Origin of the sequence: Flavobacterium aciduliphilum (assembly GCF_003268855.1) — a bacterium.
GTDB lineage: Bacteria > Bacteroidota > Bacteroidia > Flavobacteriales > Flavobacteriaceae > Flavobacterium > Flavobacterium aciduliphilum.
Map to the genome: position 1 here is coordinate 261703 of NZ_QLSZ01000001.1, position 23201 is coordinate 284903.

Genomic DNA, 23201 nt, shown 5'->3' on the forward strand with positions numbered 1-23201 from the left:
ATTCGGTCGCAATATATACCTATTTTACAAAAAAACTACACGGTTTGTAAGATACAGATTTATTTTTTGTCTAACTTTGGACTAATTATAAAAACAAACCTTGTGAGCACTAAAACTAATCTTTTTTCTGAATTTGAAGCTGTATCTTCCAAACAATGGAAACAACAAATTCAATACGAATTAAAAGGGGCAGATTACAACGAAACCCTCGTTTGGGAAAGTCCAGAAGGCATTAAAGTAAAACCGTTTTATCACCTTGATGAGGCTGCTGTCAATCTACATACACATGCTCCTGAAAAGGCCTTCGCAATTGTTCAAAATATTTTTGTACACGATGTAAAAAAATCAAACGAACGAGCACTTGACACGCTAAATCGTGGTGCCGAAAGCATACGTTTTACCATAGAAAACGAATCCATCATCGTGGAGGATTTGATGCAAAACCTGCCTTTAACTGCGACCTATTATTTTAATCTTCCTTTTCTTTCTGTAGCGTATGCTAAAAATCTTAGCGATTATGCCACCAAACATCAAGCAAAATTTGTCTTGCTAGTAGACCCTATTGGACAATTAGCCAAAGAAGGCAATTGGTTTGAAAGCATTGAAAAAGACATCGAAAAACTTGATACCATTGCAGCAGCTTCTGCAGTAAACTTCCTAAGTGTTAACGCTGGATTGTACCAAAATGCTGGAGCAAATATCGCACAGCAATTGGCCTATACCCTAGCCCATGCAAACGAATACTTCAATCGAATTCCTGCCATAAAACATCCTATAACCTTTGAAATAGCCGTAGGAACGAATTATTTCTTTGAAATAGCCAAACTACGTGCGTTGCGTATTCTTTTCAACACACTTGCTACAGAATACCATCATAATTTTGAGTGCCACATCATCGCTACGCCAACAAAAAGAAACAAAACATTGTACGACTATAATGTCAATATGCTGCGTACTACCACCGAATGCATGAGTGCAATTTTGGGAGGCGCCAATGCCGTTGCCAATCTACCTTATGATGCGCTATACCACAAAGACAACGAATTTGGAGATAGAATTTCCAGAAATCAATTGTTGGTCTTAAAACACGAAAGCTATTTTGATAAAGTACACAACCCTGCCGATGGCGCTTACTATATTGAAACGATAACCCAACAATTGGCCGAAAAAGCGTTGTTGCTTTTCAAAGATATTGAAGCGAATGGCGGATTCATCACCCAATTGATGGAAGGCACCATTCAAAGAAAAATTAGCGAAAGTGCCCAAAAAGAACAAGAATTGTTTGATAACGGTAAAGAGATTTTACTAGGAACCAATAAATACCCTAATAAAAACGACCGCATGAAAGACGATTTGGAATTGTATCCGTTTGTGAAACAAAACCCACGCAAAACGCTCATCACACCGATTATTGAAAAACGATTGGCGGAAAAATTAGAACAAGAACGCCTAGCTCAAGAATAATAGCTTATATGAAGAAAATTTTTCTAATACTATTACCATTTTTTACAATCTATTTGAATGCTCAAACACCTTCTTGGTCTTGGGCAAAATCCATGAATGGCACAGATATCAATTATATCACAAAAACAGTAACTGATTCTCAAAATAACATTTATATATTAGGTCGTTTTTATCTTGGCATCAATTTTCAAACCATATCTTTAACTACCAACTACAGCGCTAACTACCTAACAAAATTTGATCCATCTGGCAATGTTATTTGGGCAAAGAAAATTGAAAATGGAGGGGTGAATAATATTATATTCTCTTTTTTAAAAATAGATATTAACGATAACATCTTAATGGGTGGATATGCTAGTCTAAATACTTTTTCAGGAAATATTAACTATAATGATGAAACGAGCATCTATTTTGAACCAACTCCAAATCTCGGAAATTCAAGATATTTTTCGATGAAAATTGATGCTACTACTGGTTCGGCTGATTGGTACGATACTGATTTTGGAAAGTCCTCCTTATATAGTGGAGATATTGATAATTCAAATAATTATTATTTTTTTGGAGATTATAATGTTTCGATTTCAATTGAAGGCACATTATTACAATCAACAACTGCTTCTGGAGCAGACTTTTATATCCTTAAAAAAAACAACAATAATCTCATCTGGGCTGAACCATTTAACTTTAATTGTATTTTACTTGACCCCAAAATAAAAGTTATTAACAACCAGAATTTAGTTTTAGTAGCAAAAACCTTTTCTGAAGATTTTTCATTTCAAAATAATTCTTTCCACATGGGAAATACAAATATTCCCAAGCTAATCCTTTTAAAACTAGATTTGAATGGTAATTTTATTTCTTTCAATTATTATGTTGATTGTCCATTCGATTCCAATGCCAGTTCGCAAGATAATTGCTATATAGATGAAGATGGCAGTATCTTTTTATATGGAACTTTTATAGATAACACTTTGCAAATTGGCTCTACAACTCTAAACAAAATAGGAACAGAAGACATTTATGTCTCAAAATTTAATTCAAATGCAAATTTATTATGGGCAAAAAGTATTGGAGTTCAGAACTTCGAGTTAAATGCAGATTGTTTTATAACTCATAACGGAAATATCCTAATCGGTTCTGATTTTAATCCAATTGGTAATTTTACAATTAACAACTCTAATTACGTATGTAATGGAGCCTTTACTTCTTTGTTTATTAAATTAGATGCTGATTTTAATTATATTTGGACTAAAAGTGCAACCGGAATAGGAAATCAAAATGGAAATTATCCTAATACACTAACATATAATAATCAAAATGAAATTATTATGACAGGTGTTTATAATTGTGAAAATATAAGTTTTGATAATTTTAATCTACTTGATACAAATAGTACAAATTCTTATAATAAATCTTTTTTTGCTAAATTGATTGATAACAACTTAACAACTACTGATTTTAATAAAAATTTAGCCACAATGTACCCAAATCCAGTAAATGACAACCTAAGTATTAGTGGAATTGAAAATTTAAAAGGAACAAGTTATTCCATAACTGATACTTCTGGTAGAATAATTAATAATGGGATTATTACAGACAGTTCAAATTATTCATTTGAAGTAAGCAACTTAAAAACGGGAATCTATTTCTTTACTACAAATAATGGTTTCTGTCAAAAATTCATAAAAGAGTAAATCTCAAACATCATGAGAAAAAACATCCAACATATCACTTTGGAAAATTCCAAAAAGGAAACTCCAAAACACAATACTTCAGCTACTTTCCACACCGCCGAAAACATTGAAGTTAAACCAATGTACAACGAAAACGACCTTCAAGGCATGGAACATTTAGGTTTCGGAGCGGGTTTTGCACCCAACCTTCGTGGACCTTATGCTACCATGTACGTTCGCCGTCCTTGGACGATTCGTCAATATGCAGGATTTTCTACTGCTGAAGAAAGTAATGCGTTCTACAGAAGAAACCTTGCCGCAGGTCAAAAAGGATTGTCGGTAGCGTTCGACTTGGCTACGCACCGAGGCTACGATTCCGATCACGAACGTGTGGTGGGTGACGTAGGGAAAGCCGGTGTAGCGATTGATTCGGTAGAGGACATGAAAATCTTATTCGACCAAATTCCTTTGGGAGAAATGTCGGTTTCCATGACCATGAACGGTGCCGTATTGCCAATTATGGCATTCTACATCGTAGCAGCCGAAGAACAAGGTGTAGCGCCTAGTCAACTTTCTGGAACGATTCAAAACGATATCTTGAAAGAGTTTATGGTGCGTAACACCTACATCTATCCGCCTACGCCATCGATGAAAATTATTGCGGATATATTTGAATATACCAGCAAAAACATGCCGAAATTCAACTCGATTTCCATTTCAGGCTACCACATGCAAGAAGCGGGTGCTACTGCCGATATCGAGTTGGCGTATACCCTAGCCGATGGTTTGGAATACATCCGTACGGGTTTGGCTGCCGGAATGAAAATTGATGATTTTGCACCGAGATTGTCCTTCTTCTGGGCGATTGGCATGAACCATTTTATGGAAATTGCCAAAATGCGTGCCGGTAGAATGTTGTGGGCGAAATTACTAAAACAATTCAACCCGAAAGACGAAAAATCATTAGCCTTGCGTACGCATTGCCAAACCTCCGGTTGGAGTTTGACCGAGCAAGACCCTTTTAATAATGTGGCACGTACCTGTATCGAAGCTGCCGCTGCGGCGTTTGGGGGTACGCAATCCTTACACACCAATGCCTTAGACGAAGCGATTGCCTTGCCTACCGATTTCTCGGCGCGTATTGCTCGTAATACGCAAATCTTCTTACAAGAAGAAACTAAAATTTGTAAAACGGTCGACCCTTGGGCAGGTAGCTACTACGTGGAAACCCTAACCAAAGAAATTGCCGATAAAGCTTGGGCGTTGATTGAAGAAGTAGAAGCCTTAGGCGGTATGACCAAAGCCATCGAATCGGGGATTCCAAAATTGCGTATTGAAGAAGCTTCGGCTCGCAAACAAGCCCGTATTGATAGCGGACAAGATATTATTGTAGGCGTGAATAAATACCGATTGGAAAAAGAAGACCCATTGCAAATTTTGGATGTAGACAACCAGTTGGTGCGCAAACAACAAGTAGAACGCTTGGAACACATCAAAGCGACTAGAGATACCGCTAAGGTGCAAGCGTGTTTAGCCAAATTAACCGAAGCAGCACAAACGGGTAGTGATAATTTATTATCTTTAGCCGTCGATGCAGCACGAAACAGAGCCACCTTAGGTGAAATCAGTGATGCTCTAGAAGCCGTTTTCGGAAGATATAAAGCACAAATTAGAAGTTTTAGTGGCGTGTACAGTAAAGAAATTAAAAACGACGAGAGCTTTGAAAAAGCCAAACAATTAGCCGACGCTTTTGCTAAAAAAGAAGGACGTCGACCACGTATTATGATTGCCAAAATGGGGCAAGACGGTCACGACCGTGGCGCTAAAGTAGTAGCCACAGGGTATGCTGACGTAGGATTTGACGTAGACATTGGTCCGTTATTCCAAACACCTCAAGAAGCCGCCAAACAAGCCGTAGAAAACGACGTGCATATTTTGGGCGTTTCCTCACTAGCAGCAGGTCACAAAACATTGGTCCCTCAAGTAATTGAAGCACTAAAAAAATACGGAAGAGAAGACATTATGGTGATTGTGGGTGGCGTTATCCCCGCACAAGACTACCAATTCTTATTCGATGCGGGTGCCGTAGCCGTTTTTGGCCCAGGTACTAAAATTAGTGATGCGGCTATTAGCATCTTGGAGGTCCTTTTGGAGGATTAAAGTGTTCCTACACCTGTCAGGTTTAAAATCCTGACAGGTTAAAAAAAATCGTTCTAACTTGTCTACTTATAAAAAAATTCGTACCTTTAATATAGAATTTAAACCTAGTATTTATTCTTTAAATGTAACGTTATGAAAGCGAAAAAAAGACTCGGAATATGGCTCGACCATACCCACGCCCACCTCATGGAATACACCACAGACAATTTTAAAGTAAACACCATAAACGCTCTTTCTGAAAACCCGTCCGAAAACGACTTAAAACATACCGAAAAAGAAATTCAGCACAGAGAAAATCAAACACGCCATAGCTATTATAAAAGCCTTATGGATCAAATAAAAAATTATGATGAAGTCCTCCTTTTTGGCCCCACTTCTGCAAAAACAGAACTCTACAACCTCATCAAAAAAGACCATAAATTTGATACTCTTTTTATCGAAACCAAATCAAGCGATAAAATGAGTTTTGCCGAGCAACATGCTTTTATTAAAAACTATTTTTCCAAACTACTCAATGCGGTGAATCCGCTATATGTATAACCCACTATAGGCTGTCAGGTTTAAAACCCGACAGCCTATAATGCAAAATACCGTTCCAAAGCCTCAAGCGCAGGCACAAACGAGATAGGTGCCACTTCCTCAAAAAAATCAATCGCAGTGTTATGAGGTAAAAAGTCTGATATAACGCGCACAATAAAATCCTGTGGTTTCTTCAAATACATAAACGTATAATCCTCCATATTTACCACGGTTTGTACCGCCAAATCGGTAGTACGAACAAACTTATCTGAGGTTAACGACTGCAAACCGGGCACATCCAAACGCGCAGGTGCCACAAGCGGAGCCCCATTTTCAAACAACCCTCCTTCATAGCCATACAATGAGGCTTGCGTAATCTCGACAGGCATGCCCAAGTGCAGCGTAGGAGGCAATTGTTCCGCTACACCTACTATCGCACCAAACCCCAACAATACACATACGTCATGAGGCGGCAAGTTCATAAAAGTCTTTGCCGTTTGCTCTCGCCCAATACCCGACACCACCACTTCATATTTATGTGACCCTCCTCCTATTTCAGCCAAAGCCAAGGTCATTTTTTCGTGCTCCACTGGCATGGGAGTCATAATGATTATTTTCATGTTTTTTGGTAAAGATAAAATTATCGAAATTAGCTTAATAATATATTTTTAGAATTACAAATCTAAAACAAGGTAAATTTGCTTATAATTCTGTAAAATTTAACAAATAAAATGTACTTTTGTTTTAAGAGCTAATATATAATTTTCAGATTAATTTTTATGGCAACCCGAAACCTCTGGACACGTGAAGAACTAATCCTTGCATTCAATTTATATTTAAAAATACCTTTTTCAAAGATTGGATCAAGAAACAAAGATATCATTCATTTAGCCAATATAATGGGTAGAACACCCAATTCTATAGCTTTACGATTAGTGAATTTCGCAAGTGTTGACCCAATACTAAAAGCCAGAGGAATAAAAGGAATGAGTGGCGGCACTAAAATTGTGCAACCTATTTGGGATGAATTTTACAACAATCAAGAAGCATTAGTATTCCAAAGCGAACAAATTCTAGCACAAAAAGAAAATACATCAATAGAAAATAAATACCAAGACATTCTTTTTGACCTTAAAGATTTAAAAGGAGAAACTGCAATTCGTGAAGTAAAAACCAGAGTCAATCAATCAGTTTTTAGACAAATGGTCTTAGCGAACTATTCTAGCAAATGCGCTATAACAGGCATTGATATTCCTCAATTATTATTTGCAAGCCATATTGTGCCTTGGTCTGTAAACGAAAAAGAAAGGTTAAACCCTGAAAATGGCATTTGTCTTTCTCCTCTATACGACAAAGCTTTTGACAAAGGATTAATTGGTATCAATACCAACTATCAAATCATTTTGTCTAAAGAGTTAAAAACTAAAAAAGAAACTGCTTTTTATTCCAATCACTTTGCTTCAGTAGAAAACCAAAAAATAACCGAACCTTTAAGTTATTTTCCAAGAAAAGAATTTTTAGAATATCACATGGATGTCATTTTTGAGAAATAATACTTTATGCGCAATAAGTTTAAAATCAAAATCCATTGTCGTAAAATTTGTATTACTCTATAAAATTATTTTAGGATAGCTCATAGTGTATGGCGAGTGTATCACGAGTGTATGCTTGATGTATGAGGAGTGTATGCCAAAGGTATGGATAAGGTATAGCAAAGGCATAGCAAAGGTATATTTGTCGTAGCCATAAACTACTTTTAAAAGAGGTGTGCCAAGGTATCATTTATTCTATTAAATTTGTAAAAAGAATAGCACGTGAAAAAAGAATATTGGGACGTCTCTAACGAACAAGTAGTGGCTAAAACAGGCAAAACTATCGAAGAATGGGTTGAAATTTTATCTCAATACCAAGCACACAATAAGAAATCGAATGAGGTTGTAGCCTACCTTCAATCAGAATTTGAAGTGCCTCGCTACTGGGCAAGAACGCTTACCACACGCTATCTAAAACAATAAATCATGTCCAAACTTCCTCATATCGGTACAAGCATTTTTAGCACGATGTCGCACATGGCCAACGAGCACAATGCCATCAACCTCTCTCAAGGATTTCCAAACTTCCCAGTAGACAATCGACTGAAAAACCTTGTAGCCCATTGGAGCAGTCAAGAAATTCATCAATACCTTCCCATGGCTGGTTTTCCTCCCTTGTTAGAGAAAATTGCAATACTTACGCAAAAATCTTATGGAAGAAGCGTCCATCCAAATACGGAGGTTCTAATCACTGCTGGAGCAACTGAAGGTATCTTTGCAACCCTTCAAGCTTTAGTCCACCCGAAAGAGGAAGTAATCATTCTAGACCCAAGCTATGATTGTTATGAAACCCCTATTTTATTAGGCAATGCCATTCCCAAACGCATCCCTTTAAAGGATGATTTTACGCCAAACTGGGAATTAATTGGTAACACCCTAAACGCCAATACCAAAATGATTATCATCAACAATCCGCATAACCCCTCTGGAAGAATATGGTCGGAACACGATTTCACACAATTGGAACAACTCGTAACCCTCTACCCCAACCTTCTGATTCTTGCCGACGAAGTGTATGAATACATCACTTTTGAACAAAAACATCGTTCCATTAATCAACGAGAGCAATTAAAAAACCGCAGCATCATTGTATCTTCTTTTGGAAAATCATTTCACATTACAGGCTGGAAAATAGGCTATTTGATTGCCCCAGAACCGTTAATGAACGAAATTAAAAAAGTTCATCAGTTTCTGGTTTTTAGTGTGAATAGTATGGCTCAATATGCCTTGAACGATTACATGGAATTGGTCAATGTGAACGAATTAGGGGCTTTCTATCAACATAAAAGAGATTTTTTCAGAAGCCTTCTTCACGAAACACCATTGGAATTATTGCCCTCTGAAGGCTCTTATTTTCAAGTCGCCTCCTATGCCTCGCTTTCTAAAGAAAATGATTTGGATTTTACCAAACGACTGGTCACAGAATATGGCGTTGCTGCAGTTCCGCTTTCGCCTTTTTATGCTGACAATAAACAAACACAATGCATTCGATTTTGTTTTGCCAAAGAAGACCACACCCTGCAAGAAGCAGCCAAACGTTTACGTAATTTATAACTCCTTTCACAATTTTTTAACAATTGTTACGTTTTTTAACTAAACACAAGAACGTATGAAAAAGAACCTCCTTTTTTTAGTTGTATGGGGACTCCTATTGAGTTGTTCCCAACAGAGTGCAGCCCAAGCGGTTATCAACAAGAGTGATTCGCAATCGGGTTGGTTTTCGTTAGGTGGCAGAAGCACTTTGAGTCTTTTTGACGGAGATGGTACTGGCATCGGAACAGGAGGACAATTTCGAATTCAGTTGAGCAATCAAGTCAACACCGATTGGTTTGCCGATTACATTTCGATTAACGTCCAAGACAAAGTGCGAAGCGATTATGCACACATTGGTTGGTCGGTGCTCTTCTACCCTTTTAACCATCGGGAATTTCCAAAAGTAATCCAACCCTATATTGTAGCAGGACATTGTTTTGATTATAATAAAAAAACAGCGTTAAACGATGCTTCAAATTCGGCACAACGCTGGGGCTCTGCGGTTCAAGCCGGTCTAGGAACTCATATCAACATCACCGATCGTTTTGATATTTCCCTTACCTGCCAATACATGATTCACCTCACCAAGGAATTGGATGCTGATATTGATGGAGATGAGGTCACCATCACCGAACAAAAACCGACTTCGTTGGAAGGACATTTATTAACTACTGTAAGTTTCAACTACAAACTTTTCAAATTATGGAAACGATAACCAAATACATACTGCTGTTGTTCCTTTTGGGGACAGGAACCCTCGCAGCGCAAGAGTCTAAAATAATCAAAAAAGGCTTAATCAATATGCAACTCACATTGAGTCCATCGAAAATGCTCTCCACTAACGAATCCTATTTTTACCTGCATGGGGCTTTGGAAGGATTTGTCACTAATACCCTTTCGTTTTCAGGAGAAAGCTACTATTCTATGGGGGCAATGGGGACACAAGAAAGCACCTTTCAATACAACCACAACCTATTTTTTGGGGCATCCAAACACTTTGTTTCGAATAATCATGATCTGTATATAGGACTACAACCTGGGGTTTCATTCACAAAAATTAACTCGAATCTCGTTCCAGATATCGAATCCAAAATGGGAGTTAATCCTGTTATCTCTGAAGTGGTAGGATACAATTTTTATGTAAACAAACTCTTTCATTTCTTTGTGGAAACCCGATTCATTGAAGGCACACACAAATACACTCTAGCAAAGAGTTTGAATGAAGTACGCTTTTCAGCAGGCTTAGCGTTCAACATCAATGCATTCTAAAACAAAAAAACGAGGATGTATTAAAATAGTATGCACGCCTAGTTTTTTTTCTTATCTTTGAATTTTAATTTTCATCACATGAATACATCGGCAAAAATGCTTCGAGACGACGCCCTTAAAGGAAAAACCATTGTAGTTACAGGAGGCGGAAGCGGTCTGGGTAAAGCCATGACAAAATACTTCTTGGAATTGGGTGCACAAGTAGCCATTACCTCTCGAGACCTCGAAAAACTGCAACATACAGCCCAAGAACTTGAAAAAGAAACTGGAGGAACTTGTCTTGCTGTGGCTTGTGATGTGCGCCATTACGACCAAGTAGAAGCGATGCTTGCTCACGTTCTTGAGACATTTGGTGCGGTAGATGTATTACTCAACAATGCTGCTGGAAATTTCATATCGCCTACAGAACGTTTGTCTGCCAATGCTTTTGATACCATTATCGACATCGTACTCAAAGGAAGTAAAAACTGTACCCTTGCTTTTGGGAAACATTGGATACACACCCAACAAAAAAACACTGTAGTACTCAATATCGTAACTACCTATGCCTGGACAGGCTCTGCCTATGTGGTGCCTAGTGCCACTGCCAAAGCAGGAGTACTCGCCATGACGCGAAGTTTGGCTGTAGAATGGGCCAAATATGGCATCCGCATGAACGCCATTGCACCAGGACCTTTTCCAACAAAAGGCGCTTGGGACCGTCTTTTACCAGGTGACTTAGCCGATACATTTGACATGAGCAAAAAAGTACCTTTAAAACGTGTGGGAGACCATCAAGAATTAGCCAACTTGGCCGCCTACTTAGTTTCCGATTTTTCAGGCTACATCAACGGAGAAGTCGTTACCATAGATGGAGGCGAATGGCTGCAAGGAGCGGGACAATTCAACATTCTTGAAAAAATCCCTCAGGAAATGTGGGACATGCTTGAAATGATGATAAAAAGCAAAGGCAATAAATAGTTTTCAATGATCAGTTTTCAGTGATCAGTTGCGTACTTACTAAATTAGCTTAGATAGAAATTTCTTTCTGACTTTTTCTATGTAGCTGAATTCTATATTCTTTTCTCCTTCATCTTTTATCTTTATTCAAAAAATTACAAGATTGTTAACAAATAACACTTTCACAAACGATAATAAATCGTATTTTTACACCTCAAAATTTGATATTAAGAAATGGGTAAAATCATTGCAATCGCCAATCAAAAAGGAGGCGTTGGAAAAACAACAACTTCCGTAAATCTTGCCGCTTCATTGGGCGTTTTAGAAAAAAAAGTACTCTTAATCGATGCCGATCCACAGGCGAATGCCAGTTCAGGATTGGGAATTGATGTGGAGGGTGTGGAAATCGGAACCTATCAAATTTTAGAACACACCAATACCCCAGAAGAAGCCCTAGTAACCACTACTGCTCCCAATGTAGACGTCATTCCAGCACATATTGACTTGGTTGCTATTGAAATTGAATTGGTAGACAAAGAAAATAGGGAATACATGCTGAAGCAAGCCCTAGAAAACATTAAGGAAAAATACGATTATATTTTAATTGATTGTGCGCCTTCTTTGGGATTACTCACGCTCAATGCGCTTACAGCTGCCGATAGTGTTGTGATTCCTATTCAATGCGAATACTTTGCTTTGGAAGGTTTGGGTAAATTGTTAAACACCATAAAAAGTGTTCAAAAAATACATAATCCGAACCTCGATATTGAAGGATTGCTCTTAACCATGTATGATTCTCGATTGAGATTATCCAATCAGGTGGTAGAAGAAGTTCAAAAACATTTTAACGATATGGTGTTTAAAACCATCATCCAACGAAATGTAAAGTTGAGCGAAGCCCCAAGTTTTGGAGAAAGTATTATTAGTTTTGATGCTACGAGTAAAGGAGCTACAAACTACCTCAGTCTAGCCGAAGAAATTATACAAAAAACCGCAAGTGATTTATGACAAAAGCAATAAAAAAACAAGCTTTAGGAAGAGGCTTGTCAGCATTATTAAAAGATCCTGAAAACGACATCAAATCGGTTGAGGATAAAAACGCCGATAAAGTTGTAGGAAACATTTTAGAAGTTGATATTGATGCTATTGAAATTAACCCTTTTCAACCACGAACCAATTTTAATGAGGAAGCCTTACAAGAATTAGCTTCTTCCATTAAAGAACTTGGGTTGATTCAGCCTATTACGGTTAGAAAATTAGATTTCAATAAATACCAACTCATTTCTGGGGAACGTCGTTTACGAGCTTCAAAAATTGTAGGCTTACAAACCGTTCCTGCCTATATCCGAATTGCCAACGATAATGAATCTTTGGTCATGGCTTTGGTAGAAAACATCCAACGCCATGATTTAGACCCAATTGAGATTGCATTGTCCTACCAAAGGTTGATTGATGAAATTCAACTCACACAAGAACAAATGAGTGAACGTGTTGGAAAAAAACGTTCGACCATTACAAATTACCTTCGCCTACTAAAATTAGACCCGATTATTCAAACTGGAATCCGAGATGGTTTTATCAGCATGGGGCACGGTAGAGCGCTTATAAGCATTGACGACCAAGACGTTCAAAGCGATATTTATCAAAAAATAGTGAGTCAAAATCTTTCTGTTCGTGAAACCGAAGCATTGGTTAAAAAACATCAAGATGGCACAAAACCCAATGTCGCTGTCACTAAGAAAGAAGGAAGTTTTGCGGTAAATGAAGAACAGAAAAAAGCCTTAACCTCATTTTTTGGCTCTAAAATTGACATCCAAGTGGCAGGAAAAGGAAAAGGAAAAATTACAATTCCATTTCATTCTGAGGAAGACTTTCATCGAATTATAAAATTAATCAACAGCTAGTGCGTAAGTTTTTTTACATAGCTGTTGTTGTATTTCTTTTAGGAAATTGTATTGGCTTTGCTCAAGATAAAAAAGAGTTAGTCCTTATTCCTAAAGATTCTGTGGCTATAAAAAAAACAACGATTAATCCCTTAGCTCCAGCAAAAGCAGCTTTTTATTCGGCTGTTTTTCCAGGAATGGGACAGGCATACAATAAGAAATATTGGAAGCTTCCCCTTGTGTATGGCGCTTTGGGAACCACTATTTATTTTTACATCAGCAATAACAAAAAATACCATCAATATCGAGATGCGTATAAAAGACGTTTGGAAGGCTATTATGACGACAATTACTCTTACCTAGATGATTCCCGTCTAATATATGCCCAAAAGTTCTACCAGAATAACAGAGATTTATCAGCCTTACTTACTGCACTTTTTTATGTATTAAATATTGTGGATGCAAATGTAGATGCTCATTTAATGCAGTTTAACGTCAATGACAACCTCACCATAAAACCTGATTTCTATAACAACGATTTTACGAAAAAACAAGAATTAGGCATTTGTTTACGCCTTAAATTATAAAATTTTCATAAAATTTGTAACAATTGGGAGACCTTAAAAACTAATCCAACATGAAAATAGCACTTTTAGGATACGGAAAAATGGGAAAAGTAATTGAACAAATTGCTTTAGAACGTGGACACGAGATTGTTTTAAAAAAATCGAGTAACACCCCTTTTGACGGACTTGAATTGGCAGAGGTTGCAATTGATTTTAGTGTCCCCACATCAGCGGTGGAAAATATTTCCGAATGTTTACATCGAGGCATTCCTATTGTCTCTGGAACAACGGGTTGGCTCGACCACTATGATACCATGACCGCACTTTGTAAAGAAAAAAATGGGGCTTTTATATATGGTTCTAATTTCAGTTTGGGCGTTAACTTATTTTTTGAATTGAATGATTATCTGGCTAAAATGATGTCAAAATTCAATCAGTATAGCGTATCCATGGAAGAAATTCATCATACCCAAAAACTTGATGCGCCAAGCGGAACAGCAATTTCCCTAGCAAAAGGAATTATTGAACATTCCAATTATACCCATTGGACATTAGAAAAAGCAACAAACCATGAAATTCACATTGATGCCAAAAGAATAGAAAACGTACCTGGCACACATAGTATTTTTTACTCGTCAGCAGTAGATACTATTGAAATAAAACATACGGCTCACAATCGTGATGGATTTGCGCTAGGCTCTGTTATCGCAGCAGAATGGTTGATTGGTAAAAAAGGGGTTTACACCATGCGTGATGTGTTGGATTTAGAAAAAAGAAGATAGAGAATAGAACAAAGATTTAAAATGAGTTCAAATAGACGTCATAATTATAAAAATTTGAAGATTTGGCAATTAGGAATTGAAATTGCTAATGATATATCAGATATTTTAATTGACTTTCCAACACCTGAACGATATGATTTAAGCGCTCAAATAAGTCGATGTTCGGTATCCATACCAAATACTGTTGCTGAAGGTTCATCAAGGACAGATAAATCATTTCGTCCTTTTTTAGATATTTCGCTAGGTTCTTCATTTGAATTTACTTCACAATTAATTATTACAAAACACAGAAAATATATAACTGAAATACTATTTCAAAATTTAGAAACAAAAGTAGAAGAATTTCAAAAGATGACGATGTCCTTTCAAAATGGGCTGATATAAGTCTAATTTCTATTCTCTATTTTCTTTAATCTTAAAAATAAAAAACTATGTCAATGTATCAATGGATTTTGTTTTTCCTAATAGTTCAAGTCATTCACTTTTTAGGAACATGGAAATTATATGTAAAAGCAGGTAGAAAAGCATGGGAAGCTGCTGTACCTGTGTATAATTCGATTGTATTAATGAAAATCATCAATCGTCCTACTTGGTGGACTTTGTTGCTTTTTATTCCTATCATCAACTTAATCATGTTTCCTGTAATTTGGGTGGAAACCTTACGTAGTTTTGGAAAAAAATCTACAAACGACACGCTACTAGGAATTTTTAGTTGTGGTCTTTATTTGTACTATATTAATTATACACAAGAGGTGACTCACGAACCTGAAAGAAGTACAAAAGCAACAACCAAAACAGGGGATACCATTAGTTCATTACTTTTTGCGGTGATTGTGGCAACTTTTGTACACACCTACTTTATTCAACCGTTTACCATTCCAACATCGTCGTTAGAAAAATCATTGCTTATTGGTGATTTCCTTTTTGTGAGTAAATTCAATTATGGTGCGCGTACGCCAATGACAACCGTTGCGGCGCCTATGGTGCACGATACTTTGCCTCTTATCAAGACAAAGTCGTATCTAAAATGGCCGCAATTGCCTTATTTTAGATTACCTGGTTTTGAAAAAATCAAAAAGAATGACATTGTAGTATTCAACTGGCCAGGGGATACAGTGGTAAAGTTTTTCGACAAAAAAGGACCACGTGTAGATAAACCAATTGATAAAAAATCAAATTATGTAAAGCGTTGTGTGGGAACTCCTGGCGATTCCCTTCAAATTAAAGATGGAGAAATATTCGTTAATGGAAATAAGTTAATTTTACCAGAACGAGCTAAACCTCAGTATTCGTATATTGCAATTTGGGACAAAAAAACACCTATTGATGTCGATGGTTTATTACAAAATTTAAAAATTACACAGGCTGACGCTCCTTTTCCATTAAATGCCAATAGAGATTCTATTTATTTCCCAGCGGTAACGGCAGAAAGTGCAGCAAAACTAAAACAAGTTTCAGGTCTAACGGTATCCCGTTTTGTTAATAAGAAACCTGACTTAGCTGTTTTCCCTCATTGCAAACCATGGAATATCGATAATTACGGTCCAATTTATATTCCTGAAGAAGGTAAAAAAGTAGCTTTAAATTCGGTATCTTTACCCTTATACAAGAGAATCATCACTGAATATGAAGGCAATACATTAGAAGTAAAAGAGGGCGTTATATACATCAATGGTAAAAAAGCAGATTCATACACTTTTAAACAAAACTACTATTGGATGATGGGAGACAACCGCCATCGATCTGAAGATAGTAGATATTGGGGATTTGTTCCTGAAAATCACATTGTAGGAAAACCAGTATTTATTTGGATGAGTTGGGATAGTGACGGAAAAGGCATCCTTAATAAAATTCGCTGGGAACGTCTGTTTACTACAGTAAATGGTGAAGGACAACCTCAATCATATTTTAAATTTTTCCTCATCTTTTTAGCATTATACTTTGTGGGAGAACATTTTTGGAAAAAACGTAAAAACAAATTGTAATTGACCCTTTTACACTGACAAATTCATGAATCCCGTTTTACTATATCCTACTTATTTTGGTTCCATTAGTCATTTTGTGGCGATGGCTCAAGCAGACCGAATTGTTCTTGAGGTAGAAGATCATTTTCAAAAACAAACCAACCGAAACAGGATGTATATATACAGTCCGAATGGGATTCAACTGCTTAATGTGCCTGTAAAACACAGCGCAAAAAACCATCAAAAAACAAAAGAAGTACGCATTGAAAATGATTTTGGTTGGCAAAAACAGCATTTCAAATCGTTGGACGCTGCCTATAGAAGCTCCCCTTTTTTTGAATATTTTGAAGATGACATTCGGGTAATTTTTGAGAAACACTACACCTATTTAATGGACTTGAATTTGGATACGTTAGATTTGGTAAGCCGTTGTTTACGTATGCCTTTAGACTATACTAAAACCATTGAATACTTCCATGAACCCGAAGGAGTAATCGATTTGAGACCTTTAGCTAATGGCAAAAAAGATACAACCCTAGTGACACCCTACACACAAGTTTTCGAACAAAAACATGGTTTTTTGAATAATTTAAGCATCCTAGATGTGCTCTTTAACGAAGGAAAATTTGCCTTAGATTATCTGAAATCTCAAGTATTATAAACCAAAAAACTAGTCGAGAGCCAATCGGGCAAGAATTGGATAGTGATCTGAGTTTTTAAATTCGGGAAAGTTTTGAAAACTCTTTACTTTCATTTTTCTATCAGCAAAAATATAGTCGATACGTGCTGGATAGTATTTAAAATTGTAAGTTTGTCCAAAGCCATTTCCAGCTTCTTCGAAACAATCATTTAGATTCCCTTTAATATTTCGGTATACATAAGAAAAAGCACTATTATTCATATCGCCACAAATAATCATGGGGTAATGGCATTCTTTTTTATGTTTCACTAAAATTTCGGCTTGTCGTTGTTGTTTTTTGAAGGCTTTAGAAATTCGTCTCACTAAAAGCTGTGATTTCTGTTTGCTAATAGAATCCACATTCTCCTCAATCTCCGTAACATCGGGTGATATTTTTATGGATTGCAAGTGCATATTGTACACACGAATGGTATCTTTTCCTTTGCGAATATCAGCAAAAACAATTAAATTATCCGATTCTGGGAAGTTGATATTTCCTTGATTCACAATAGGATATTTAGACATAATTGCTTGTCCCGTTTTAATCTTTTTGCCTTGCATAAAAATAAATTTATGCTTGTACACGCGAAGGTCGACTTTGGCGGTTTCTGAATATTCTTGAATGCATAGAATATCAGGATTGATATCGTCTATAAACTTTTTAATATCACTTCCAACATGCTCTCTCGGAATCCACTGAAACAAATTGAACAAACGCACGTTGTAACTCATTACAAGAAAATCTTTTTCTAATACAGGCTGTTCATTTGAAGAAAATTTATAAAACGTGTTGATAAAGGTAATTCCAATAGTAAGAACCATACCCGACAAAATCATTTGTCTTTTAACTTGAAACAACCAATACAGAAAAAAACAGGCATTAAGAATAAGGAACAAGGGTAAAACAAGTGTTAATACCGATAAAAAAGGAAAAAAATTAGGTGCTAGAAAAGGTAAAACATACGCCAAGACAGTCAATACAGTAAGGACTATATTGAAAAAAAACATTACTTTATTGAAGGTAGACAGTTTTTTCATAATTCTTGTCTCAACTCAAGTTTTGGCGATACTCATAATGCCATATAGGTTTATTTTCCCGATTTAAATAGAAATTCTTTTTCTTCTGTTGTGAGGCTATCGTAGCCTGATTTACTTATTTTATCAAGAATTTCATCTACTTGTTGTTGTTGCTTATCTTTGAGTATAATAGAACTTTTTGGAGTTGTATTAGGCTTTTTATAATTTACATGAACGCTTTTAAAAGGGGTTTTCTTTTTAGGCTGAAACAAAGTAACAAAAAAATCCATCACTTTTGAAATCCAAATACTTAAATCGGTTCCATTTTGAAGCAATTTAATATAGAAAAATCCAAAAAAAGCGCCACCAAAATGAGCAATATGCCCGCCTGTGTTGTCTACTCCAATCTGCAAAAGAAAAAGCAACAATATCACCCCCGTTACATGCCATAATTTTACCGCTCCAAACAAAAACAAACGAACTCCCATCAACGGTTGGTAGGTTGTCGTGGCAACCAAAACCCCCATAATGGCCCCTGAAGCTCCAACAAGATTGCTTTCTATTCCCATAAAATAGGATACTCCTACAAAACATAACCCCGCAAAAATGCCACTGAGAATATACAAGCCTACTAATTGCTTTTGTGTAAAAAACGTTAAAAACAAGCGACTTGCAAATTGAAGCATCATCATGTTAAAAAACAAATGCCAAAATCCCGCATGAAGAAACGAATAGGTCACCAACGTATAGGGAAAATAAAGCACCTGATGCCAATTGGAAGTTAAAGCGATCCAAGTGGGATAATCAAAGACATACTCATTAAAATGGAAAAACAAAGGAATAGAAATAAGAAAAGCCCCTACATTCCAATAGATGATTTTATTGGCCATTCCACCCGTTTTATATTGCCACTTAATATCGTCTAAAATAGTCATAGTAGAAATAATAAATTAGTTCCAACGGTTATGATTAAACTGATTCTTCTTCCAATACCACATCATAATAAATCCGGTGATAGCACCTCCGATATGAGCAAAATGAGCAATTCCAGTACTTCCAGCACCAAAAATGGATTGTCCTTTTAATCCGAGAAACAAGTCTACGGCCAACAAACCCGGTACAAAATATTTTGCTTTAATTGGAATGGGAATAAACATAATACCCAACTCTGCATTGGGAAACATAAAGGCAAATGCCACTAATAAACCATAAATGGCTCCTGAAGCTCCTAAAGTTTGAGAATTATATGCTTGATACATGTCTCCTAAATCTGAAATTGAAATAAAATTTAGGATATTAGAATTATATCTTCCTTCATTTAAAAAAACAGTAATATCATTCTGTGATGCATTTGCTTCATTTAACAATTCTAAAGCATGATGAAATTGATAATAATGGATTCCTTGGTTTAATAAAAAAGCACCTACTCCACAAGAAATATAGAAAAATAAAAACTTGGTACCTCCCCAAAAATGTTCTAAGGCGCTTCCAAAAGAATACAATGCAAACATATTAAAGAAAATATGTGTAAAATTTGGTAATGGTGCATGCATAAACATGCTAGTCAAAGGTTGCCAAGCTCTAAAATTTGAATTTTCAAAATAAAACTCTGAAAACAAAGGATAGGCTCTAACACTTGGAAACTGCGATCCAATGTAAAAAATGATATTTAATATCAAGAGTTGTTTTACAACAGGGGTGATTCTCATCATAGGGCAAATTTTTTATCGATATCTTCCACACGCATGGTGATGAAAGTGTTTTTTTGAAAAGGTGTTGTATTAGGTTCTTTACAAGCAAAAAGATTGTTTACTATATTTTCTTGGTCTTTTTCGGAAAGATAAACTCCATTTTTTACAGCTAAACTCTTAGCCATCGATTTGGCTATTGAGTCATTCAAACTAAAACTATTTTCTGGAATGCCTTCCGACAAATCGCGCATCAATTGTTCTAATAAGGGTGGAATTTCAGACTCAGAAGTGTGTGCCGGAATCCCTGAAATGTGAACTGCATCTGACTCAAATCCTTCAAAAATAAAACCAATGCTATGCAGTACCGCTTGTAATTCTGCTAATAGATGAATTTCATTTCTCGTAAAAAATAAATGTAAAGGAAACAACAATTGCTGACTCGATGCGTGTTGGACAGTCATGTTTTTCAAAAACTGCTCATACAAAATACGTTCATGCGCTCGATTTTGGTCTATAATCACCATACCCGATTTTATAGGGCTTACAATATATTTTTTTTGAATTTGATAGGTTTTGGTTACCGATTGTTCCGTAGGTTCATCCTCAAATAATGAAGCTGTGACTTCTTCATTTTCAACTTCAAAAGGCGCAATATCAAAAGCCTCTTGCTTCAAACCAACATATAAACTTTCCCAACTAGAAGCACTCTCTGTTTTGGGGTAATGGTTTTTTGTACTGCCACTTCGTTCTTTTTTCTCGTCAGAAAACGGATTGTATGAACGATCTACTTGAATCGTAGGGTATTCAGCTGCTTTGTTTTGGAATGCATAAGGAGTATCTAAATTCGGATCCCGATCAAAATCCAATACCGGAGCCACATTAAATTGTCCCAAACTATGCTTAATGGTAGCGCGTAAAATTGCATATAACGCCTGTTCATCATCAAACTTAATTTCTGTTTTAGTAGGATGAATATTGATATCAATCGTGTGGGGTGGCACTTGCAAATAGATAAAATAACTGGGTTGTGACCCTGCCGGCAATAGCCCTTCATAGGCGCTCATCACAGCATGATGTAAATACCCACTTTTTATATATCGATCATTTACAAAGAAAAACTGTTCTCCTTTATTTTTTTTAGCAAATTCAGGTTTACCCACAAATCCTTGGATTGATAGAATATCTGTTTCTTCCTGAATAGGTACTAACTTTTCGTTGGTTTTTCCCGAAAAAATATTCACAATTCGTTGTCTCACATTTGAATTGGGCAAATTGAATGCTTCACTCCCATTGTGATACATGGTAAAATAAATATTTGGATGAGCTAATGCCACGCGTTGGAATTCATCTATAACATGTCGTAATTCAACCGTATCTGATTTTAAGAAATTACGTCGTGCTGGAATATTGTAAAATAGATTTTTAACTGAAAACGATGTTCCTTTTGGAAGTACTGCGGGTTCTTGCGATACAAATTTACTTCCTTCGATAACGATATGATTTCCGAGTTCCTCTTGCTCTTGACGCGTTTTCATTTCGACATGAGCAATAGCGGCAATGGAAGCCAATGCCTCTCCCCTAAATCCTTTAGTATGGAGTGAAAACAAATCTTCTGCTTGACGAATTTTAGAAGTAGCATGACGCTCAAAACACAAACGTGCATCAGTGACATTCATGCCAATGCCGTTATCAATGACTTGAACTAAAGATTTTCCAGCATCTTTGAGTACTAATTTTATATCAGTTGCCTTTGCATCTACCGCATTCTCTAGCAACTCTTTTACTACCGAAGCTGGACGTTGTACTACTTCACCAGCGGCTATTTGGTTGGCTACATGATCAGGAAGTAATTGAATGATGCTAGACATTTTTTTAGTTTTCAGTGTTCTATAATTAGTTTTCAGTAAGAATGGCATAAAAACCAAAGATAGCAAAATTAAGGAAAATCTATTGGTTAATATAGTTAAGAAGTTCCTAAAAAAAGAAAACCTATTTAAAAAATAGGCTTTCGATGTTAGTTACTTTATAGGAGCCGTGGCACGCCTTAGCTCAGCCATCTTAATCGCAGCTATAGCAGCTTCAGTTCCTTTATTTCCGTGAACCCCTCCGCTTCTATCAATGGATTGTTGCTCGTTATTATCTGTCAGCAGACAAAAAATTACAGGCACGTCGGTTTGCACATTTAAATCTTTTATTCCTTGAGTTACCCCTTCACAAACAAATTCGAAATGCATGGTTTCCCCTTTTATTACACATCCAATAGTTATGACAACATCTACTTCTTGGGTAACAATCATGCGTTGTGCTCCATACACCAATTCGAAACTACCAGGTACATTCCATCGAATGATATGCTCCTGAATCGCACCACAATCCAATAATGCTGCTAGAGCACCCTTGTAAAGGCCTTCCGTAATGTGGTCATTCCACTCTGAAACAACAATCCCAAACCGAAAATCTTTCGCATTTGGGATTGTATTTTTATCGTAATTTGATAAATTTTTATTAGCTGTAGCCATTTTATTTGTTTGCAGTCTCAGTCCCAGTTAACATAGTTATTGAAAACGAAACACTGATGAATACTGATTATTGCGCCATTCCAATCAAAGCATCAATATTTTGAGCTTCTGGTGTAGCATCGTATTTCTCTTTGATTTCAGTAAAATATTTTAAAGCTTCTGCTTTATTGCCTAACAATAATGCAGTTTGTCCAGCTTTAAACAAATATCTAGGTGTAGTAAACTCATTTGTTGTTTGGTGTGCCGCTTTCTCATACATTTCTAACGCCTTTTTGGCATCATTTTTTTGTGCATAAGCATCTCCAATGGCACCAATGGCAATAGAACCCAAGAACGCATCTTTTGAAGAAAACTTTTCTAAATATGAAATTGCATCGTCATACTTTTTTAAATTTAAAGAAGCAATCCCTGCATAATAGTTAGCTATATTTCCAGAATCAGTCCCAGAGAATTGTTCTGCAATACCAGGAGCACCTTGTTTCCCCTCAGCACCTTTTAATACAAGCGTATACAAAGAGTCTTGTTTTTTTGCATCAGTTGCATCAGTTGCCAATTGGAAATTGTTTTGAGTCACAAATAAATCTGTTGTAGCATCCTCCTCTTTGGGTTCTACAATAAATTTTTGGAATGATAAATATCCAAGAGTTACAAAAGCTGCCGCTGCAATTACACCAATAATATATTTTTGATTGCGTGCTACCCATTCTTCGGTTTTTGATGCCGTTTCGTCTAAAGCGTCAAAGGCTTTAGCTGTAGTACTATCTTTTGTATCGATTTCTGGTGTTTCTTCGATAAAAGTATTTTCTACTTTTTCTTCTTTTGGTTTCGGAGCTTTATAACCTCTTTTATTGAAAGTTGCCATTTAAATTTAATTTAGTGTGCGCAAAAATAAAATTTTTATTCAAATTTAAAAGCGATTTTTATCGATATTTTTCAATAATTTGCAGGCTT

24 protein-coding genes are annotated in these 23201 nt (G+C 36.3%); 17 read left to right on the forward strand and 7 right to left on the reverse strand.

The window, feature by feature from the left end; translation table 11 throughout:
• The first annotated feature begins 102 nt into the window (after positions 1-102).
• The 4 genes from CLV55_RS01235 to CLV55_RS01250 all read left to right on the forward strand — a co-directional run bounded on the left by CLV55_RS01235 (position 103) and on the right by CLV55_RS01250 (position 5837).
• On the forward strand, positions 103-1464 hold the full coding sequence (locus CLV55_RS01235) for a methylmalonyl-CoA mutase subunit beta (RefSeq protein ID WP_245902662.1): 1362 nt from the start codon (positions 103-105) through the stop codon (positions 1462-1464).
• Positions 1465-1472: 8 nt separating this feature from the next.
• Entirely contained in the window at positions 1473-3158 is a 1686-nt protein-coding gene (locus tag CLV55_RS01240) for a T9SS type A sorting domain-containing protein (RefSeq protein ID WP_112111919.1), read from the forward strand.
• Between the two features lie 12 nt (positions 3159-3170).
• A complete protein-coding gene (gene scpA / locus CLV55_RS01245) occupies positions 3171-5297 on the forward strand; it encodes a methylmalonyl-CoA mutase (RefSeq protein ID WP_112111920.1) in 2127 nt (708 codons plus the stop codon).
• A 132-nt stretch (positions 5298-5429) separates the two neighbouring features.
• Complete coding sequence (locus tag CLV55_RS01250) at positions 5430-5837, forward strand: hypothetical protein (protein ID WP_112111921.1); 408 nt, start codon at positions 5430-5432, stop codon at positions 5835-5837.
• Positions 5838-5872: 35 nt separating this feature from the next.
• Here the strand turns inward: CLV55_RS01250 and CLV55_RS01255 are convergent, their stop codons facing one another.
• On the reverse strand, positions 5873-6436 hold the full coding sequence (locus CLV55_RS01255; RefSeq protein WP_245902663.1) for a hypothetical protein: 564 nt from the start codon (positions 6434-6436) through the stop codon (positions 5873-5875).
• A 159-nt stretch (positions 6437-6595) separates the two neighbouring features.
• On the opposite strand from CLV55_RS01255, the gene CLV55_RS01260 reads away from it, so the two are divergent.
• From CLV55_RS01260 to CLV55_RS01320, 13 genes are all read left to right on the forward strand, one after another.
• Complete coding sequence (locus CLV55_RS01260) at positions 6596-7369, forward strand: HNH endonuclease (protein ID WP_112111922.1); 774 nt, start codon at positions 6596-6598, stop codon at positions 7367-7369.
• A 261-nt stretch (positions 7370-7630) separates the two neighbouring features.
• The gene (locus CLV55_RS01265; RefSeq protein ID WP_112111923.1) at positions 7631-7831 is read left to right on the forward strand and encodes a DUF4287 domain-containing protein; all 201 of its coding nucleotides are present in this window, start codon (positions 7631-7633) and stop codon (positions 7829-7831) included.
• A gap of 3 nt (positions 7832-7834) precedes the next feature.
• Positions 7835-8962, forward strand: coding sequence for a methionine aminotransferase (locus CLV55_RS01270; RefSeq protein WP_112111924.1), 1128 nt, complete (start codon positions 7835-7837; stop codon positions 8960-8962).
• Between the two features lie 55 nt (positions 8963-9017).
• Positions 9018-9656, forward strand: a complete 639-nt coding sequence (locus CLV55_RS01275) for an outer membrane beta-barrel protein (RefSeq protein WP_112111925.1) — start codon at positions 9018-9020, stop codon at positions 9654-9656.
• On the forward strand, positions 9644-10210 hold the full coding sequence (locus CLV55_RS01280) for a hypothetical protein (RefSeq protein ID WP_112111926.1): 567 nt from the start codon (positions 9644-9646) through the stop codon (positions 10208-10210). The genes CLV55_RS01275 and CLV55_RS01280 overlap by 13 nt, the downstream gene beginning before the upstream one ends.
• A 78-nt stretch (positions 10211-10288) precedes the next feature.
• On the forward strand, positions 10289-11170 hold the full coding sequence (locus CLV55_RS01285; protein WP_170122228.1) for an SDR family oxidoreductase: 882 nt from the start codon (positions 10289-10291) through the stop codon (positions 11168-11170).
• Between the two features lie 213 nt (positions 11171-11383).
• Complete coding sequence (locus tag CLV55_RS01290; protein ID WP_112111927.1) at positions 11384-12157, forward strand: ParA family protein; 774 nt, start codon at positions 11384-11386, stop codon at positions 12155-12157.
• Positions 12154-13053, forward strand: a complete 900-nt coding sequence (locus tag CLV55_RS01295) for a ParB/RepB/Spo0J family partition protein (protein ID WP_112111928.1) — start codon at positions 12154-12156, stop codon at positions 13051-13053. The genes CLV55_RS01290 and CLV55_RS01295 overlap by 4 nt, the downstream gene beginning before the upstream one ends.
• Positions 13053-13619 (forward strand): DUF5683 domain-containing protein, encoded by a 567-nt coding sequence (locus CLV55_RS01300; protein ID WP_112111929.1) that lies wholly within the window; start codon positions 13053-13055, stop codon positions 13617-13619. The genes CLV55_RS01295 and CLV55_RS01300 overlap by 1 nt, the downstream gene beginning before the upstream one ends.
• Positions 13620-13669: 50 nt before the next feature.
• Positions 13670-14380: a 4-hydroxy-tetrahydrodipicolinate reductase gene (dapB, locus tag CLV55_RS01305; RefSeq protein WP_112111930.1), complete on the forward strand. Its 711-nt coding sequence runs from the start codon at positions 13670-13672 to the stop codon at positions 14378-14380.
• A gap of 21 nt (positions 14381-14401) precedes the next feature.
• A complete protein-coding gene (locus CLV55_RS01310; protein ID WP_112111931.1) occupies positions 14402-14764 on the forward strand; it encodes a four helix bundle protein in 363 nt (120 codons plus the stop codon).
• 47 nt (positions 14765-14811) lie between these two features.
• Positions 14812-16365: a signal peptidase I gene (gene lepB / locus CLV55_RS01315; protein WP_112111932.1), complete on the forward strand. Its 1554-nt coding sequence runs from the start codon at positions 14812-14814 to the stop codon at positions 16363-16365.
• A gap of 25 nt (positions 16366-16390) precedes the next feature.
• On the forward strand, positions 16391-17005 hold the full coding sequence (locus tag CLV55_RS01320) for a WbqC family protein (RefSeq protein WP_112111933.1): 615 nt from the start codon (positions 16391-16393) through the stop codon (positions 17003-17005).
• A 9-nt stretch (positions 17006-17014) separates the two neighbouring features.
• Here CLV55_RS01320 and CLV55_RS01325 read toward each other — a convergent pair whose 3' ends face one another.
• The 6 genes from CLV55_RS01325 to CLV55_RS01350 all read right to left on the reverse strand — a co-directional run bounded on the left by CLV55_RS01325 (position 17015) and on the right by CLV55_RS01350 (position 23112).
• Complete coding sequence (locus CLV55_RS01325; protein ID WP_112111934.1) at positions 17015-18061, reverse strand: endonuclease/exonuclease/phosphatase family protein; 1047 nt, start codon at positions 18059-18061, stop codon at positions 17015-17017.
• Between the two features lie 50 nt (positions 18062-18111).
• Positions 18112-18975: a rhomboid family intramembrane serine protease gene (locus tag CLV55_RS01330; protein WP_112111935.1), complete on the reverse strand. Its 864-nt coding sequence runs from the start codon at positions 18973-18975 to the stop codon at positions 18112-18114.
• Between the two features lie 15 nt (positions 18976-18990).
• Positions 18991-19752, reverse strand: a complete 762-nt coding sequence (locus CLV55_RS01335; protein ID WP_112111936.1) for a rhomboid family intramembrane serine protease — start codon at positions 19750-19752, stop codon at positions 18991-18993.
• Positions 19749-21599 carry a DNA mismatch repair endonuclease MutL gene (gene mutL, locus CLV55_RS01340; protein WP_112112208.1) on the reverse strand — a complete coding sequence of 617 codons (1851 nt, stop codon included), beginning with the start codon at positions 21597-21599 and terminating at the stop codon, positions 19749-19751. The genes CLV55_RS01335 and mutL overlap by 4 nt, the downstream gene beginning before the upstream one ends.
• Positions 21600-21749: 150 nt before the next feature.
• Positions 21750-22250 carry a 6,7-dimethyl-8-ribityllumazine synthase gene (gene ribH / locus CLV55_RS01345; protein ID WP_112111937.1) on the reverse strand — a complete coding sequence of 167 codons (501 nt, stop codon included), beginning with the start codon at positions 22248-22250 and terminating at the stop codon, positions 21750-21752.
• 67 nt (positions 22251-22317) lie between these two features.
• Complete coding sequence (locus CLV55_RS01350; RefSeq protein ID WP_112111938.1) at positions 22318-23112, reverse strand: tetratricopeptide repeat protein; 795 nt, start codon at positions 23110-23112, stop codon at positions 22318-22320.
• Positions 23113-23201 lie beyond the last annotated feature (89 nt).